The sequence below is a fragment of the Brenneria sp. L3-3C-1 genome, assembly GCF_016456245.1.
GTDB lineage: Bacteria > Pseudomonadota > Gammaproteobacteria > Enterobacterales > Enterobacteriaceae > Brenneria.
In genome coordinates, this window is sequence record NZ_JAEMHF010000001.1 from 573,766 (window position 1) to 589,689 (window position 15,924).

The 15,924-nt window shown below is 55.1% G+C and carries 13 protein-coding genes, 1 pseudogene and 1 other annotated feature; of the genes and pseudogenes, 6 read left to right on the forward strand and 8 right to left on the reverse strand.

The features are described from left to right. Position 1: 1 nt before the first annotated feature. Together trpD and JG725_RS02630 are read right to left on the reverse strand one after the other, a co-directional pair. Positions 2-1,596, reverse strand: a pseudogene (gene trpD / locus JG725_RS20600) (bifunctional anthranilate synthase glutamate amidotransferase component TrpG/anthranilate phosphoribosyltransferase TrpD). Then, a complete protein-coding gene (locus tag JG725_RS02630; RefSeq protein ID WP_172287688.1) occupies positions 1,596-3,158 on the reverse strand; it encodes an anthranilate synthase component 1 in 1,563 nt (520 codons plus the stop codon). Before JG725_RS02630 ends, trpD begins: the two are co-directional and overlap by 1 nt. A 103-nt stretch (positions 3,159-3,261) precedes the next feature. Then, positions 3,262-3,366: a sequence feature (Trp leader region), on the reverse strand. A gap of 239 nt (positions 3,367-3,605) precedes the next feature. On the opposite strand from JG725_RS02630, the gene JG725_RS02635 reads away from it, so the two are divergent. From JG725_RS02635 to rluB, 3 genes are all read left to right on the forward strand, one after another. Then, complete coding sequence (locus tag JG725_RS02635) at positions 3,606-4,478, forward strand: PHP domain-containing protein (RefSeq protein WP_199376439.1); 873 nt, start codon at positions 3,606-3,608, stop codon at positions 4,476-4,478. A gap of 127 nt (positions 4,479-4,605) precedes the next feature. Then, positions 4,606-5,226 (forward strand): L-threonylcarbamoyladenylate synthase, encoded by a 621-nt coding sequence (locus JG725_RS02640; RefSeq protein ID WP_172287684.1) that lies wholly within the window; start codon positions 4,606-4,608, stop codon positions 5,224-5,226. 217 nt (positions 5,227-5,443) lie between these two features. Further along, positions 5,444-6,322: a 23S rRNA pseudouridine(2605) synthase RluB gene (gene rluB, locus JG725_RS02645; protein WP_172287683.1), complete on the forward strand. Its 879-nt coding sequence runs from the start codon at positions 5,444-5,446 to the stop codon at positions 6,320-6,322. Between the two features lie 39 nt (positions 6,323-6,361). Here the strand turns inward: rluB and cobO are convergent, their stop codons facing one another. Both cobO and JG725_RS02655 read right to left on the reverse strand, forming a co-directional pair. Next, on the reverse strand, positions 6,362-6,952 hold the full coding sequence (gene cobO, locus JG725_RS02650; RefSeq protein WP_172287681.1) for a cob(I)yrinic acid a,c-diamide adenosyltransferase: 591 nt from the start codon (positions 6,950-6,952) through the stop codon (positions 6,362-6,364). A gap of 17 nt (positions 6,953-6,969) precedes the next feature. Continuing rightward, entirely contained in the window at positions 6,970-7,731 is a 762-nt protein-coding gene (locus JG725_RS02655; RefSeq protein WP_199376441.1) for a YciK family oxidoreductase, read from the reverse strand. A gap of 316 nt (positions 7,732-8,047) precedes the next feature. Here JG725_RS02655 and sohB point away from each other — a divergent pair, with 316 nt between their 5' ends. Next, the gene (gene sohB / locus JG725_RS02660; RefSeq protein WP_199376443.1) at positions 8,048-9,094 is read left to right on the forward strand and encodes a protease SohB; all 1,047 of its coding nucleotides are present in this window, start codon (positions 8,048-8,050) and stop codon (positions 9,092-9,094) included. A gap of 52 nt (positions 9,095-9,146) precedes the next feature. Here the strand turns inward: sohB and JG725_RS02665 are convergent, their stop codons facing one another. Then, positions 9,147-9,416 (reverse strand): YciN family protein, encoded by a 270-nt coding sequence (locus tag JG725_RS02665; protein WP_172287677.1) that lies wholly within the window; start codon positions 9,414-9,416, stop codon positions 9,147-9,149. A gap of 490 nt (positions 9,417-9,906) precedes the next feature. Between JG725_RS02665 and topA the strand changes: the two genes are divergently transcribed. Both topA and cysB read left to right on the forward strand, forming a co-directional pair. Continuing rightward, positions 9,907-12,504, forward strand: a complete 2,598-nt coding sequence (topA, locus tag JG725_RS02670; protein WP_172287675.1) for a type I DNA topoisomerase — start codon at positions 9,907-9,909, stop codon at positions 12,502-12,504. Positions 12,505-12,916: 412 nt separating this feature from the next. After that, positions 12,917-13,891 (forward strand): HTH-type transcriptional regulator CysB, encoded by a 975-nt coding sequence (cysB, locus tag JG725_RS02675; RefSeq protein WP_172287673.1) that lies wholly within the window; start codon positions 12,917-12,919, stop codon positions 13,889-13,891. A gap of 67 nt (positions 13,892-13,958) precedes the next feature. On the opposite strand, the gene nth is transcribed toward cysB, so the two are convergent. From nth to rsxG, 3 genes are read right to left on the reverse strand one after another with little or no spacing between them, the layout of a single operon-like run. Continuing rightward, the gene (nth, locus tag JG725_RS02680) at positions 13,959-14,594 is read right to left on the reverse strand and encodes an endonuclease III (protein WP_199376445.1); all 636 of its coding nucleotides are present in this window, start codon (positions 14,592-14,594) and stop codon (positions 13,959-13,961) included. Beyond that, the gene (locus JG725_RS02685; RefSeq protein WP_199376447.1) at positions 14,591-15,292 is read right to left on the reverse strand and encodes an electron transport complex subunit E; all 702 of its coding nucleotides are present in this window, start codon (positions 15,290-15,292) and stop codon (positions 14,591-14,593) included. The genes nth and JG725_RS02685 overlap by 4 nt, the downstream gene beginning before the upstream one ends. Beyond that, on the reverse strand, positions 15,289-15,918 hold the full coding sequence (gene rsxG, locus JG725_RS02690; protein WP_199376450.1) for an electron transport complex subunit RsxG: 630 nt from the start codon (positions 15,916-15,918) through the stop codon (positions 15,289-15,291). Before rsxG ends, JG725_RS02685 begins: the two co-directional genes overlap by 4 nt. Positions 15,919-15,924 lie beyond the last annotated feature (6 nt).

Genomic DNA, 15,924 nt, shown 5'->3' on the forward strand with positions numbered 1-15,924 from the left:
TTTATCCTCTTGCGGCCAGGGCGGTGACTCGCTGGTAGGCCTGTCCGCTATGAATCACTTCCAACGCCTGTTGCGCGTTTTGACGCAAATTTTCTTGTCCGAACAGCTTCATTAACAGCGCGACGTTGGCGGCAACCGCCGCATCGTGCGCACGCGCTCCCTTACCTTGTAGCAGCGCGGCCAGAATGTCACGGTTTTCTTCCGGCGAACCGCCCTGCAAGGCCGATAACGGGAAGCTGTCCAGTCCGAAGTCTTGGTGCGTCAGCTCATAGGTTTCAATATCGCCGTTGTTCAGCTCGGCGACCTGGGTCGGCGCATGAATGGCGACTTCGTCCATGCCGCCGCCGTGTACCACCGCCGCGCGCCGGTATCCCAGAACCCGCAAGGTTTCGGCGATAGGGCGCACCAGTTCCGGGCGATAAACCCCAATCAGCGCCAGCGGAGGACGCGCCGGGTTGACCAACGGCCCCAGTACGTTGAACAGGGTGCGGGTTTTCAATTGCTGGCGCACCGGCGCCGCATGGCGAAAACCGGGATGATACTGCGGCGCAAACAGAAAGCACACGCCTAAATCATCCAGTGCCTGCCGGGATTGCTCGGCGGGCATATCAAGCCGGATACCAAACGCCGCCAGCAGATCGGACGATCCTGAACGGCTGGAGACGCTGCGGTTGCCATGCTTGGCGATCTTCAACCCGCAACTGGCCGCCACGAAAGCGCTGGCGGTGGAAATATTGATACTGTTGGTGCCGTCGCCGCCGGTGCCGACGATATCGGCAAACGGATAGTCGGGGCGCGGAAACGGCTGGGCATCGGCCAGCAGGGCGTTCGCCGCGCCGGCAATCTCTTGCGGATGTTCACCGCGAACTTTCATGCTGATCAGCGCCGCCGCCAACTGGCTGTTTTCAAGCTCGCCGCGGACAACGGCGCCGAACAGCGCCTGGCTTTCCTGTTGGCTGAGCGTCTCAGCCTGATAGAGTTTTTCAAGAATGTTTTGCATGATGATGTCCTTTTTTTTTACGCCAATGCCCAGTTCAGCGTCTGTTCGAGCAGCCGTGCGCCCATGGTGGTTAAAATGGATTCCGGATGAAACTGAAAGCCGCAAACGCGGTCGGCATCGTGGCGAACCGCCATCACCATATCGTTAAAATGGGCGTTGACGGTCAGCGTCGCCGGAATATTGCTGCCGACCAGCGAATGGTAGCGCGCGACCGGCAACGGATTAGGCAAGCCTTCGAACATCGCCAAGCCGTCATGATCGATAATGGAGGCTTTGCCGTGCAGAATTTCCCCGGCCTGACCTACCTGGCCGCCGTAGGCTTCCACAATGGCCTGATGCCCCAGGCAGATGCCGATAATCGGCAATTGACCGCGCAGGCGTTGCAGCAACTCAGGCATACAACCGGCGGCGGCGGGGGTTCCCGGCCCGGGCGACAGCAGCAGCACCGGCCGTTCCATTTGCTTTAAGCGCTCAATAATGGCGTCGGCCGGCAGATGGTTACGATAAATGACCACCTGATGACCGCTGGCGCGTAGTTGATCCACCAGGTTGTAGGTGAACGAGTCGATATTATCGAGCAGTAATATATCCGCCATTAGAACAACTCCTTTGCGTTGTGCGCACTGGCAATGGCCCGCAGAACGGCGCGGGCCTTATTTCGTGTTTCATCGGCTTCCGCCTGAGGATTGGAATCCAGAACGACGCCGGCGCCGGCCTGAACGGTGGCGATGCCGTCTTCAACGTAGGCTGAGCGAATGACGATGCAGGTATCCAGATCGCCGCGGGCGGTAAAGTAACCTACGGCGCCGCCATAGCTGCCGCGGCGGGTTTTCTCGCTGTCGGCAATCAGTTGCATGGCCCGGACTTTCGGCGCGCCGCTCAGCGTGCCCATATTCATACAGGCGCAATACGCGTGCAGCGCATCCAAATCTTCTCGCAGGGTGCCCACCACGCGTGAGACCAGATGCATAACAAACGAGTAGCGGTCAACCTGGGTTAAGTCAGCCACATAACGGCTGCCGGGCTGACAGATGCGCGCCAGATCGTTACGCGCCAGGTCGACCAGCATCAGGTGCTCGGCCATTTCTTTATGATCGGTGCGCATTTCCAGTTCGATACGGCTGTCAAGATCGCGATCCAATGAACCGTCCGCCCGCCGTCCGCGTGGGCGAGTGCCGGCAATCGGATAAATTTCAATCTGGCGGCTGTCGGCATCGTATTTCAGCGAGCTTTCCGGCGACGCGCCGAACAGCGTGAAGTCCTGATCCTGCATAAAAAACATATAAGGGCTGGGATTATGGTCTTTCAGCGTTTGATAGGCGGCTAGCGGCGAAGGGCAAGGCAATGAAAAGCGCCGTGACGGCACCACCTGAAAAATCTCGCCGATGCGAATCGCCTGTTGCATCTGGCTGACCACGGCGCCAAATGCCTCATCGCTCTGGTTGCAGTTGAGCGTCATACTGTCAATCGACTGATGCGGCAGCGCCGGCGCGGGTTGTTCCAGTTGCTGCTGTAACTGCGTCAGTCGTTGTTGCAGTCGTTGCCGTTCCGCGCCGTCCGGCGTAAACAGACTGGCCTGGAGAACCGTGACCTGTTGTTGATGATCGAGAATCAATAGCGTTTCAGCCAGATAGAAGCAGAAATCCGGGCAACGTTGCTGCTGGCTCAATGCGGGTAAGGCTTCAAAACCGGCGACCAGGTCATAGGCGAACAGACCGCCTAAAAACATGGCTTCGCGTTCGTCCGCAGGGCAGGCGACCAGCGTCAGAATCGTGCGCAGCGCATCAAAGACCGACAGCGAGCGTAAACGGGCGTCTTCGTCCTGCATGCTGTCGATAGGCGGAAAGGTGAGTTCCCGAGCGTTGGGACGGGCTTCTATAATCACGCCGGGCGGCAGAGCGGCGTCCAGCAGCGGCAGCAACGCTGCGCCGTTGGCCGTCAGCGCCTGAATGGAAACCTGCTGACCGAGCGCGGTAATGCGTAATGCGCTGTCGATAATTAACAGGCTTTTCAGATTTCGTTTACTGTCGATTTCAGCCGATTCCAGCAGCAAGGTGGCAGGTCTGGCGCCGCAAAGCTGATGAAAAATGGCGTTAGGATCGTTTCGGTAGACGGCCTCGGTACGCAGAAGCTCCAGTTGCGGTCGTATTGTTTGCATCATTGTTACCTGTTTTATTTACTTGCCCATAAAAAAACACGCAAGTGTTTTTCAACGTCACGCAGTGACGGCCCGAAAAGGGGGCGGACAGGAATTGTCCGCCATAAAAAAGCCCGCTGGATAAGCGGGCTTGGGAATATCTGCATGTAATGATAAAAGCTATGCGTGATTACTCCACCCGCGAAAGGGAAGAGCGCCACCAACCAAGTTTCATCGTGTTTTGCGTTGCCATTATCATTATCTCGTTTGCTGTATGCTGAACCTGCGTACTAGTAAACTAGTTCGGGCGTTGAAAGTCAACACCGGTAATAAGATTATTTTATTGGCTCGCCTAAACTTTCTGGTGCCGCGTCCGCCGCGATGGCGGGATCTTGATTACTCTTCCCGGCGCGTTAATGGCATCATAGCCAACTTAAACCATGAACACAGCCAGTAACGGGAATATTTGTGCCACAACAACCTCAACAGCCACCCTCTTTTGCGCTCTACGATCTGCATAGCCACACTACGGCCTCGGATGGGGTATTGGCGCCGGCCGCATTGGTGACCCGGGCGGTAGCGATGCGGGTTAATGTTCTGTCGATCACCGATCATGATACAACCGGCGGACTGACCGAGGCCCAGCGGACGATTAATGAGCAGGCATTGCCATTGAGATTGATTTCCGGCGTGGAAATTTCCACCCTGTGGGAAAACCATGAGATTCACATCGTGGGTTTGGGCATGGATATCCATCATCCGGCGCTGTGTGAACTGTTGCTGCGTCAGGCGCAGTCACGGCAGGCAAGGGCGGAGCAGATCGCGCTGCGTTTGGCCAAAGCGAGCATACCCGATGCGTTGGCCGGCGCGAGTCGCCTGGCGATTGGCGGCCAGATTACCCGGGGACACTTTGCCCGTTATCTGGTGGAGCAGGGCATTGCGCCGAATATTAATCAGGTGTTCAAGAAGTATCTGGCAAAAGGGAAAACCGGATATGTCCCGCCGCAGTGGTGTACAATAAAGCAAGCGATTGATGCTATTCATCAATCTGGCGGGGTGTCGGTACTGGCGCACCCCGGGCGTTATGATTTAACCGCTAAATGGTTAAAACGTTTGTTGACCGCGTTTGCGGACAACGGCGGCGACGCTATGGAGGTGGCGCAATGCCAGCAGGCGCCGGACGAGCGTACGCAACTTGCCCGTTATGCCGCTGAATTTCAGTTGCTGGGATCGCAGGGATCGGATTTCCATCAGCCTTGCGCCTGGATTGAATTGGGGCGCAAGCTATGGTTGCCTGCCGGGGTGGAGCCGGTATGGCGGCATCCGGCATTGGCGGAATAATGAATGCGGTAGACGGTGGCGACACGCGTTCTTCACCTCGGCCGCTGAAGCGAAAATAACGACGTTGCACGATTACACGGGGCGTGATGAACCGCGTTCCCGTATTTTAGAAGCATGAGGTAGGGTCATGAGTCAGCTTTTTTATATCCACCCACTGAATCCGCAGCCAAGGTTGATCAATCAATCGGTGGACTTTCTGCATAAAGGCGGAGTGATTGTCTACCCGACTGATTCCGGTTATGCGCTGGGATGCATGTTGGGCGAAAAGAATGCGATGGAGCGTATCTGCCGTATCCGCGATCTGGACAATAACCATAATTTCACCCTGATGTGCCGCGATCTGTCCGAGCTGTCGACCTACGCTTACGTCGATAATGCGGCGTTTCGTCTGATCAAAAACAACACGCCGGGTAATTACACTTTTATCCTCAAGGCAACGAAAGAAGTGCCGCGCCGTTTGATGAATGAAAAACGTAAAACCATTGGGTTGCGCGTACCGTCCAATCCCATCGCGCTGTCTTTATTAGCCGCATTGGACGAGCCGCTGATGTCGACCACGCTGATGCTGCCAGGCAACGATTTTGCCGAGTCCGATCCGGAAGAGATTCAGGAAACGCTGGGAAAACATGTCGATTTGGTGATTCATGGCGGTTTTCTCGGTCAGCAGCCGACCACGGTTATCGATTTGACCGAATCCACGCCCCGCATTGCCCGTGAAGGAACCGGGGATATCACGCCGTTCCTCTAGCATCAACTTACCGATAGCCTGCACATGGCGTTGATTTGGTTGAGAAACAGACAAAAATAGCCGCCGATTGTAACAATCGGCATACAAACGGCGCGGATCTCTGTATAATCGCGCCAGCGTTTTTTATAACCAACGATCTATACATAAGTAACTGAATTTAAACAGTGATTTATGAATCCCCCCGACGCCTGTGAAGGCGACACTCAGAGGTTGCTCGATGAGCGAAAAGTTACAGAAAGTATTAGCGCGTGCCGGACATGGTTCGCGTCGTGAAATAGAAAGTATGATCCAGGCCAATCGCGTCAGCGTGGACGGCAAAATCGCCACCCTGGGCGACCGGGTCGATGTGACAAAAGCCACTAAAATCCGCATTGATGGTCATATCGTTTCCGTTAAGGAAACCGAAGAGACCGTTTGCCGCGTTCTCATCTATTATAAACCGGAAGGCGAGCTATGTACCCGCAGCGATCCCGATGGTCGTCCGACCGTGTTCGATCGATTACCGAAAATTCAGGGTTCGCGTTGGGTAGCGGTAGGGCGTCTGGACGTGAATACCTCAGGATTGCTGCTGTTCACCACTGACGGCGAGCTGGCAAACCGTTTGATGCATCCCAGCCATGAAGTCGAACGTGAATATGCGGTGCGGGTGTTTGGTGAAATCAACGATGAGAAGATCAAACAGCTGAGTAAAGGCGTACAGCTGGAAGACGGCCCGGCCTCATTCCGCACCATCCGTTATCAGGGCGGTGAAGGACTGAACCAGTGGTATAACGTCACGCTGACCGAGGGGCGTAACCGTGAGGTGCGTCGCTTATGGGAAGCGGTCGGCGTTCAGGTCAGTCGCCTGATCCGCGTGCGTTACGGCGACATCCCGTTGCCGAAAGGCCTGCCGCGCGGCGGCTGGTCGGAAATGGCGCTGGAAAGCGTGAACTATCTGCGCGAACGGGTACAGTTGCCGCCGGAAACCGTCACTAAGCTGCCGGTTGAGCGTGAGCGCCGGCGGGTGAAGGCCAACCAGATCCGCCGCGCGGTAAAACGCCATAGTCAGGTTGCCCCGGCGCGCCGTTCCTCGCCGAAACCGAAGCGCAACGGGTAGAGTTTCAACGTCCGACGGGCAGCGCTGCTGCCCGTCGCTTCACCAGTCAATGCCTTGCTGCGCCTTGATGCCGGCTTCAAAGGCATGTTTTACCGGGCGCATTTCGGTTACGGTATCCGCCATCTCCAGTAAATCACGGTGACAACCCCGGCCGGTGATGATGACCGTCTGTCCGGCAGGGCGATCGCGCAAGGCGCTCAGCACCTCTTCCAGTTCAAGGTAGCCATAGCTGACCATATACGTCAGTTCATCAAGCACCACCAGATCCAACTGTGGATCAGCCAGCATCCGCTTGCCGTGTCGCCAAACCTTTTGCGCGGCGTCGGTGTCGGTCTGGCGATTCTGCGTTTCCCAGGTGAAACCGGTCGCCATAACCTGAAACTCCACGCCATGTTTTTGCAATAGGTTTTTCTCGCCGTTGGGCCACTCGCCTTTAATGAACTGAATGACGCCGGCGCGTAGATCATGGCCCACGGCCCGGGTCACCGTACCGAAAGCCGCAGTGGTCTTGCCTTTGCCGTTACCGGTGAAAATCATCAGGATACCGCGTATTTCGCTGGCGGCGGCAATGCGGGCGTCGACGCGCTCTTTGATCCGTTGTTGACGCTGTTGGTGGCGTTGGTCACTCATGGGAGTTCCTCTTCGGGTTATTCGGCCGGGCCCGCTTTCCTGCCGGGTTGAGCATCAAAACTCATGCCTGTTTTGCGGCGGCTGTCGTCGCCCATCAGGTAGAGGTACAGCGGCATAATATCCTCGGGCGTTTTCAGTTTCTCCGCGTCTTCCTCGGGAAATGCCGCCGCGCGCATGGCGGTGCGCGTCCCGCCGGGATTGATGCAGTTCACTCGCAGATTTTGCTGGCGATACTCGTCCGCCAGCACCTGCATCATGCCTTCGGTGGCGAATTTTGACGCCGCATAGGCGCCCCAGTTGGCGCGGCCCTGGCGCCCGACACTGGAACTGGTGAACACCAGCGAGGCGCTGGGGGATTTCAGCAGCAGGGGCAGCAGCGCTTGGGTAAGCATAAATGTCGCGTTGACGTTAACCTGCATCACATCGTGCCAGATAGCGACCGATTGTTGCGTCATCGGCGTAATTTCTCCCAGCATTCCGGCATTGTGCAGCACCCCGTCAAGATGAGGAACGATGCCGGCCAGTTGTTCGGCTATCTGAAAAAATTGGGCCGAATCGGCGGTTAACATATCGCAGACAACAACCTGCGCTGCGGCGCCGTTTTCTTCGCGAATCTGCTGTTTTACCGCCTGAAGTTTACTTTCTGTGCGGCCCAGCAGGATAAGCCGGGCGCCGAAGCGGGCATAGGTGAGGGCGGCTTCGCGACCGATGCCGTCACCGGCGCCGGTGACCAGAATGATTCTCTGTTGCAGCAGGTCGTTTTGAGGCTGGTAGTACACGGGCAATATCCTCTTACAGACGAACCGGATACCTTCAATAAAATGCGTGAATAAGGCTATGCCAAGGTATCTGGCTGTAAAGGCATTCGAAATAGGATCAAGATGACGGTTTTATGCCTTAAATAAGCGCTGTTTTCAATGAGACTGACGCCATTTCTTAGCGCGTGTGCGGTAAAAAGCAGCGGGAAATACACAAACGGCGTGAATAACATCGCCATATTGCGCGTCATCGGTTAGGTTAAGTAAGACGCTGACCACGCGGTTGGTTAGCATAATCAACATCATATTCAATACGCAGTCAATGAGGGCGGTATTTGTGGAATTACTTTCTCAGTACGGTTTATTCCTGGCTAAAGCGCTCACCATCGTCGTGGCTATTGGCGCGCTGGTGGTTTTAGTCGTCGGTATGACGCAGCGAAAACGTCAGCGAAAAGGCGAATTGCAGGTGGTTAACCTGGGGGAGCAGTATCGCGATATGCAGCGGGACATGCGGATGGCGTACATAAGCGATGCCGAACGTAAGCTGTTATCCAAACAGGAAAAAAAGAAACAAAAGGCCTCGGCCAGGCAAGATAAGCAGCGCGCCAGGCGCGGTGAGGAAAAAAGCGCCAAACCCTGTCTGTATGTGCTGGATTTCAATGGCAGTATGGATGCCGGAGAAGTGAGTTCGCTGCGCGAGGAAGTTTCCGCGGTGCTGGCGGTGGCAAAACCGCAGGATGAAGTATTGCTGCGTCTGGAAAGCCCCGGCGGGGTGGTTCATGGTTACGGCCTGGCCGCGTCGCAGCTGCAAAGACTGCGTCAGGGCGGCGTTCGTCTGACGGTGGCCGTCGATAAAGTGGCCGCCAGCGGCGGGTACATGATGGCCTGCGTCGCCGATCGTATTGTCGCTGCGCCGTTTGCCATTGTGGGATCGATTGGCGTGGTCGCCCAGATCCCCAACTTCAACCGTTTGCTGAAAAACAAAGATATTGATGTTGAACTGCATACCGCGGGCGAGTTTAAACGTACCTTAACGCTGTTTGGCGAAAATACCGAACAGGGGCGCGAGAAATTTCGCGAAGACTTGAATGTCACCCACGGCCTGTTCAAACAGTTTGTGCAACAGATGCGCCCTTCGCTTGACATCGATGCGGTGGCGACCGGCGAACATTGGTTTGGCTCGCAGGCCAAAGATTTGGGGCTGGTGGATGCGATTGGCACCAGCGACGATTTGCTGATTGCCGAGATGGCCAATCACGAAGTGCTCAGCGTGCGCTATACGCGCCGTAAGCGTCTGCTGGACCGGTTGACCGGCAGTGCGGGTGAGACTCTTGAACGGCTAATGCTGCGCTGGTGGCAGCGCGGAAATAAGCCGCTGCTTTAATATCCGTCCTGTCCGATGCTCATCGCCCGCGATAACCGCGGGCGATGGCGTATTAATCAACCAGATAATATTTTTCCGACAGTACGTGAGCCAGGTGTTTGAACATGTTGAATACAGCGGTGGTTTTTAATGTGGGCAAGCCGTTGTGATCGAGAAAGTACTCCCCCTTGAACACCAGCACGCCATTTTTTTGCTCTACGTCATCCGCCGCCATACCGTGTAAATAATCATCGTGCTCCTTGATGAGGCGATTGGCTTCGGCCAGCAGGGTTTGGCGGTCGATGGGGGATTTTTCTGCGGTAAACTGCATTTCATCGGACATTTATTACACACTCCAGAAATCAAACTTATTTTGCCGTGGTGTTTCGCGATCGACGCTTTTCGCTGTTCGACCTCGCCGCTAGGTTGGGGAGAATTGTACCGCTCAAAACGATTCCATCGCAAATGTACTAAGTTTTAGTCACTTGCCTGCCGATACTGAGTTCAGCATCGGGTGGATAAAACGGTTTTTCCATGTTAATTAGGTTGCGTGACGTCATTTATCAGGTAGAGTGTGGGATTTTGCGCGGTCAGTGGAATGAATTCTTTACGTTATGGCCGTCCACGTTTATCCGATGTTGAAATAAACACCTGGCTATTCAGACAGAATAGGAAAGGTTACGGACGGTCACTTGGCTAACAACGCTCGTCTATGATGAATAAGCGAACGACGCCGTGATCCACAATTAATCGCGTATCCGCCCTTGTTTATTGCGGCGGGTGCCCCCAAAAGATATCTGATTTTCAGAAGAATCCAGTAGGTAATAGTACATATGGGTAAAGCTCTCGTTATAGTTGAGTCCCCGGCAAAAGCCAAAACGATCAATAAGTATTTAGGCAATGACTACGTGGTGAAATCCAGCGTCGGTCACGTGCGCGATTTGCCGACCAGTGGCTCAGCCAGTAAAAAGAACGCAGACTCAACCAAAGACAAAACCAAAAAAGCAGTCAAAAAGGATGAGAAATCCGCGCTGGTGAACCGTATGGGCGTCGATCCCTATCATGGGTGGCAGGCCAATTATGAAATTTTGCCCGGTAAGGAAAAAGTCGTTTCCGAACTGAAAACGCTGGCGGAAAACGCCAACCACATCTATCTCGCAACCGACCTTGACCGCGAAGGGGAAGCCATTGCCTGGCACCTGCGGGAAATTATCGGCGGCGACGATTCGCGTTTCAGCCGCGTAGTGTTTAACGAAATCACCAAGAACGCGATCCAGCAGGCGTTTGAACATCCGGACAAGTTGAATATCGATCGCGTGAATGCCCAGCAGGCCCGCCGCTTTATGGATCGGGTCGTCGGCTACATGGTTTCGCCGTTGCTGTGGAAAAAGATTGCCCGCGGTTTATCCGCCGGGCGCGTACAGTCCGTGGCGGTGCGTTTGGTTGTCGATCGCGAGCGTGAAATTAAAGCCTTTGTTCCTGAAGAATACTGGGAACTGCATGCCGATTTGCTGGCGGGCAGCGATACCCAGTTGCAAATGCAGGTTACTCACCATAACGGCAAGCCGTTCAAGCCGGTCAATAAAGATCAGACCCAGGCCGCCGTTAGCCTGCTGGAAAAAGCCCAATATGTGGTGGCGGAGCGGGAAGACAAACCCACCAGCAGCAAGCCGGGGGCGCCGTTTATTACCTCCACGCTGCAACAGGCCGCCAGTACCCGCCTGGGCTTCGGCGTCAAGAAAACCATGATGATGGCGCAGCGGTTGTATGAAGCCGGCCACATTACCTATATGCGTACCGATTCAACCAATCTGAGTCAGGATGCGCTGACCATGGCGCGCGATTATATCGGCGCGGAATTTGGCAAGCGCTATCTGCCTGATGCGGCCAATCACTACAGCAGCAAAGAAAATTCACAGGAAGCGCATGAAGCCATTCGTCCTTCCAATGTGAAAGTGCTTGCCGATCATCTTAAAGATATGGAAGCCGATGCGCAGAAACTGTATCAACTGATCTGGCGGCAGTTTGTGGCCTGCCAGATGACGCCGGCGCAGTACGACTCCACGACGCTGATTGTTAAGGCGGTGGATTATCAACTGCGTGCCAAAGGACGCACCTTACGTTTTGACGGCTGGACCAAGGTGATGCCGGCGCTGCGTAAAAATGATGAAGATCGCACGTTGCCGACCGTGGCGGTGGGTGAACAACTCAGGCTACAGAAGTTGTTGCCGGGGCAGCATTTCACCAAGCCGCCCGCTCGCTACAGCGATGCTTCGCTGGTTAAGGAATTGGAAAAACGCGGTATCGGCCGTCCTTCCACCTACGCCTCGATTATTTCGACTATTCAGGATCGCGGTTATGTGCGGGTGGAAAACCGCCGTTTCTACGCGGAAAAAATGGGCGAGATCGTCACCGATCGGCTGGAAGAGAATTTCCGTGAGCTGATGAGCTACGATTTCACCGCCCGTATGGAAAGCAGTCTGGATCAGGTGGCGAACAATCAGGCGCAGTGGAAAGCGGTGCTGGACGAGTTTTTCGCCGAGTTCAGCCAGCAGTTGGAAACCGCGGAGCAGGATCCTGAAGAGGGCGGTATGCGGCCCAACCAAATGGTGCTGACCAGCATTGATTGTCCGACCTGCGGGCGCAAAATGGGCATCCGTACCGCCAGTACCGGGGTGTTCCTCGGCTGCTCCGGTTACGCGCTGCCGCCGAAAGAGCGCTGCAAAACCACCATCAATCTGATCCCTGAAGCGGAAGTGCTTAACGTGCTGGAAGGGGATGAGGCTGAAACCAACGCGCTGCGCGCCCGTCGCCGCTGTTCAAAATGCGGCACGGCAATGGATAGCTATCTGATTGATAACCAACGCAAACTGCACGTCTGCGGCAACAACCCGGCGTGTGACGGTTATGAGATTGAAGCCGGCGAGTTCCGTATCAAAGGCTATGACGGCCCGGTTGTCGAATGCGAAAAATGCGGTTCGGAAATGCATATGAAAATGGGCCGTTTTGGTAAATACATGGCCTGTACCAACGACACCTGCGGCAATACGCGTAAAATTCTGCGTAACGGCGAAGTGGCGCCGCCTAAGGAAGATCCGGTTCCCTTACCGGAACTTCCGTGTGAGAAGTCCGATGCCTATTTCGTGTTGCGAGATGGGGCGGCCGGCGTATTTCTGGCGGCCAATACGTTCCCCAAATCCCGTGAGACGCGCGCGCCGTTGGTCGAAGAACTGCATCGGTTTAAGGATCGCCTGCCGGAGAAATTACGCTATCTGGCTGATGCGCCGCTGGTTGATAAAGACGGCAACAAAACCATGGTGCGTTTTAGCCGTAAGACCAAACAGCAGTATGTTTCGTCAGAAAAAGACGGCAAGGCGACCGGATGGTCAGCGTTCTATGTTGACGGCAAGTGGGTGGAAGGCAAGAAATAACGCCGTCTTGACCTGCGTTCCAGACCGTTGACAAAGCCCGTTATTAGGGAGAGCGTGGCGAGGGGCCGTAGCGGCGTAAGCCGCCGGAGCGCCCCTCGGTACGGTAGGCCCGGGTATCTCGGGCTTACCGACGACTTTGTCAGCAACCTCTAACGCTGTCTTGACCAGCGTTCATTCCGTACTGAGCCAGCCTTGTTAGGCTGGCTTTTTTTGATCGGGATAGAGGGATAGCGATTTATTGCGGAACACCATCCGATGGTGGTTATATAAAACCTATTTTTATGATTAAATGGCATTAATTGATGAAAATATGCACCGGACTGTCAGGGTGCGGAAGTCTATTTTAAAACAACGGAACATCGTCGGGATTTTGGGTGTCGTGCGCATTATTCAATTAAGAATGGGATAAATTATGAAACTGCAACAGCTTCGTTATATTGTTGAAGTTGTTAATCACAACCTGAATGTTTCTTCTACCGCGGAAGGGTTGTATACCTCTCAACCAGGGATCAGTAAACAGGTCAGAATGTTGGAGGATGAACTGGGCATTCAGATTTTTGCCCGTAGTGGCAAGCATCTGACGCAGGTGACGCCCGCGGGGCAGGAAGTCATCCGTATCGCGCGGGAAGTGTTGTCGAAAGTTGATGCCATCAAAGCCGTCGCCGGGGAGCATACTTACCCGGATAAAGGCTCGCTATACGTCGCCACTACGCATACGCAGGCTCGCTACGCCTTACCCAGCGTGATTAAAGGCTTTATTGAACGTTATCCCCGGGTCTCGCTGCATATGCATCAGGGGTCGCCGACGCAGATAGCCGAAGCGGTAGCCAAAGGGTCGGCCGATTTCGCCATCGCCACCGAAGCGTTACACCTGTACGACGATTTGATTATGCTGCCGTGCTATCACTGGAATCGCGCCGTTGTGGTCAAGCCCGATCATCCGCTGGCCGCGAAAACGGATATCACCATTGAAGAGCTGGCCGCTTATCCGATAGTGACCTATACCTTTGGCTTTACCGGGCGCTCGGAACTGGATACGGCGTTTAATCGCGCCGGTCTGACGCCGCGCATCGTGTTTACCGCAACCGATGCGGACGTGATTAAAACCTATGTTCGGCTGGGGTTGGGCGTCGGGGTGATAGCCAATATGGCTGTAGATCCGCAGATCGAAACCGATTTGGTGACGATCAACGCAAACAGTATTTTCAGCTACAGCACCACTAAAATCGGCTTTCGGCGCAGTACCTTCCTGAGAAGTTATATGTACGATTTCATTCAGCGGTTTGCGCCGCATCTGACGCGTGACGTGGTGGATACCGCCGTGGCTCTGCGTTCGAATGACGAAATTGAAGCCATGTTTAAAGACATTGCGCTGCCGGTAAAATAGTCGGCTTATTCCGGCGTTCAATACTCGCTTCCTGAGTCGTTGAACGCCCGGATAACAAGGCGTTGATTTATGCGTATACCTTTTCTTTGTATTCGCAGAGATCTTCAATCAGGCAGGAGCCGCAGCGGGGCTTACGGGCAATACAGGTGTATCGTCCGTGCAGGATCAGCCAGTGGTGGCAATCCACCTTAAATTCAGCCGGCACCACCTTCAGCAGCTTTTCTTCAACCTGTTCAACGTTTTTGCCTGGCGCAAAGCCCGTGCGATTACAGACGCGGAAAATATGCGTATCCACGGCAATGGTCGGCCAGCCAAAAGCAGTGTTGAGCACGACGTTGGCGGTTTTTCGCCCCACGCCGGGCAGGGCTTCCAGCGCCGCACGATCTTCCGGCACCTGGCTTTGATGCTGTTCTATCAGTATGCGGCAGGTTTTGATCACATTCTCCGCTTTGCTGTTAAACAGGCCGATGGTCTTGATGTACGCCTTGATGCCATCGACGCTCAGGGCGAGCATCGCCTCGGGCGTGTTGGCCACCGGATAAAGTTTCGCCGTCGCCTTGTTGACGCTGACATCGGTTGCCTGCGCGGAAAGAAGAACCGCAATCAGCAATTCAAACGGCGTGGTGAACTTCAGTTCGGTCGTGGGATGCGGATCAACGGCGCGCAACCGGCTTAAAATCTCAATCCTTTTTTGTTTATTCATACTGTTTCCCTGGCGATGCCGGCTGAAGTGGATTTTACTTCCGCGGCGGCTTTCGCTTTGCGCTGTTTCATTTTTTCATCAATCAGATATTTTGCCGCTAGCATCAGTCCCAGTCCGATAAAGGCGCCGGGAGGCAGCATGGCGAGCAGGAACGGCGAGTCGAGATGGATCACCTCAATACGCAGCGCTCTGGCCCAGTCGCCCAACAGCAAATCCGCGCCGTCGAACAGGGTGCCGTTGCCGATGATTTCTCGCAGGGCGCCGAGTACCAACAGGGCGCTGGTCGCGCCCAGCCCCATAGCCAGACCATCCACCGCAGACAGCCCCACCGGATTTTTAGAGGCGAAGGCCTCCGCGCGGCCGATCACGATACAGTTAGTGGCGATCAGCGGAATAAAAATACCCAGGGACTGGTATAACCCGTAAGCATAAGCATTGATCAGCATTTGAACGGTACTGACCACGGCGGCGATAAGCATCACGTAAATGGGGATACGGATTTCCGCCGGCGCCCAGCGCCGCAGCGCGGAAACGGCAACGTTGGTGAGGATCAGCACCAGCGTGGTCGCCAGCCCTAATCCCAGGGCGTTGGTCGCGGTGGAGGAAACCGCCAGCAGGGGGCACAGCCCAAGCAGTTGCACCAGCGCCGAGTTGTTTTTCCATAATCCCTGGATCAGCAGATGTTTGGCTTCACTCATTGACTCTCTCCACAAGTGGGCAGGGAATTAAGCTGGGGCGGCAGCGTTTTCAGATAGAGTACGCTGCGTTTTACGCTATTGAGTACGGCGCGCGGCGTAATGGTGGCGCCGGTAAACTGATCGAACATGCCGCCTTCTTTTTTGACCGCCCAGCGCGCGTCATTGCCGTCTTGTACGGTTTGGCCGCTCAGGCGGGTAATCCAGTCTGAAATACGCACGTCGATTTTATCACCAAGCCCCGGTGTTTCATGATGTTCGGTGACACGCGTGCCCAGCACATTACCGCTGAAGTCCGCGCCAATCAGTAGAGAGATCGCGCCGGAATAGCCATCCGGCGCGGTGCTTTCCAGCGCCGCCGCCACCGGCTCGCCGTCTTTGCGGGCAATAAACACCCGGTGCGGCGTAGACGAACCAAGCGATGAATCGGTGACAAGGTAACATTCTTGCTGCATATCATTATTATAGTGGTCGGCGGGAACAACCTGATCCAACAGCCTTTTTTGCTGTAACGCTGTCTGCTGCGCAATGGTCGGTGCCGTCAGGCTATTGACCACGGCGGTAAGCGCGGTGGTGCCTGCGGCGAAAAGCGCCAGCGTCACCGCGTGGCGACGCATCGTGGAAAACATGATCAC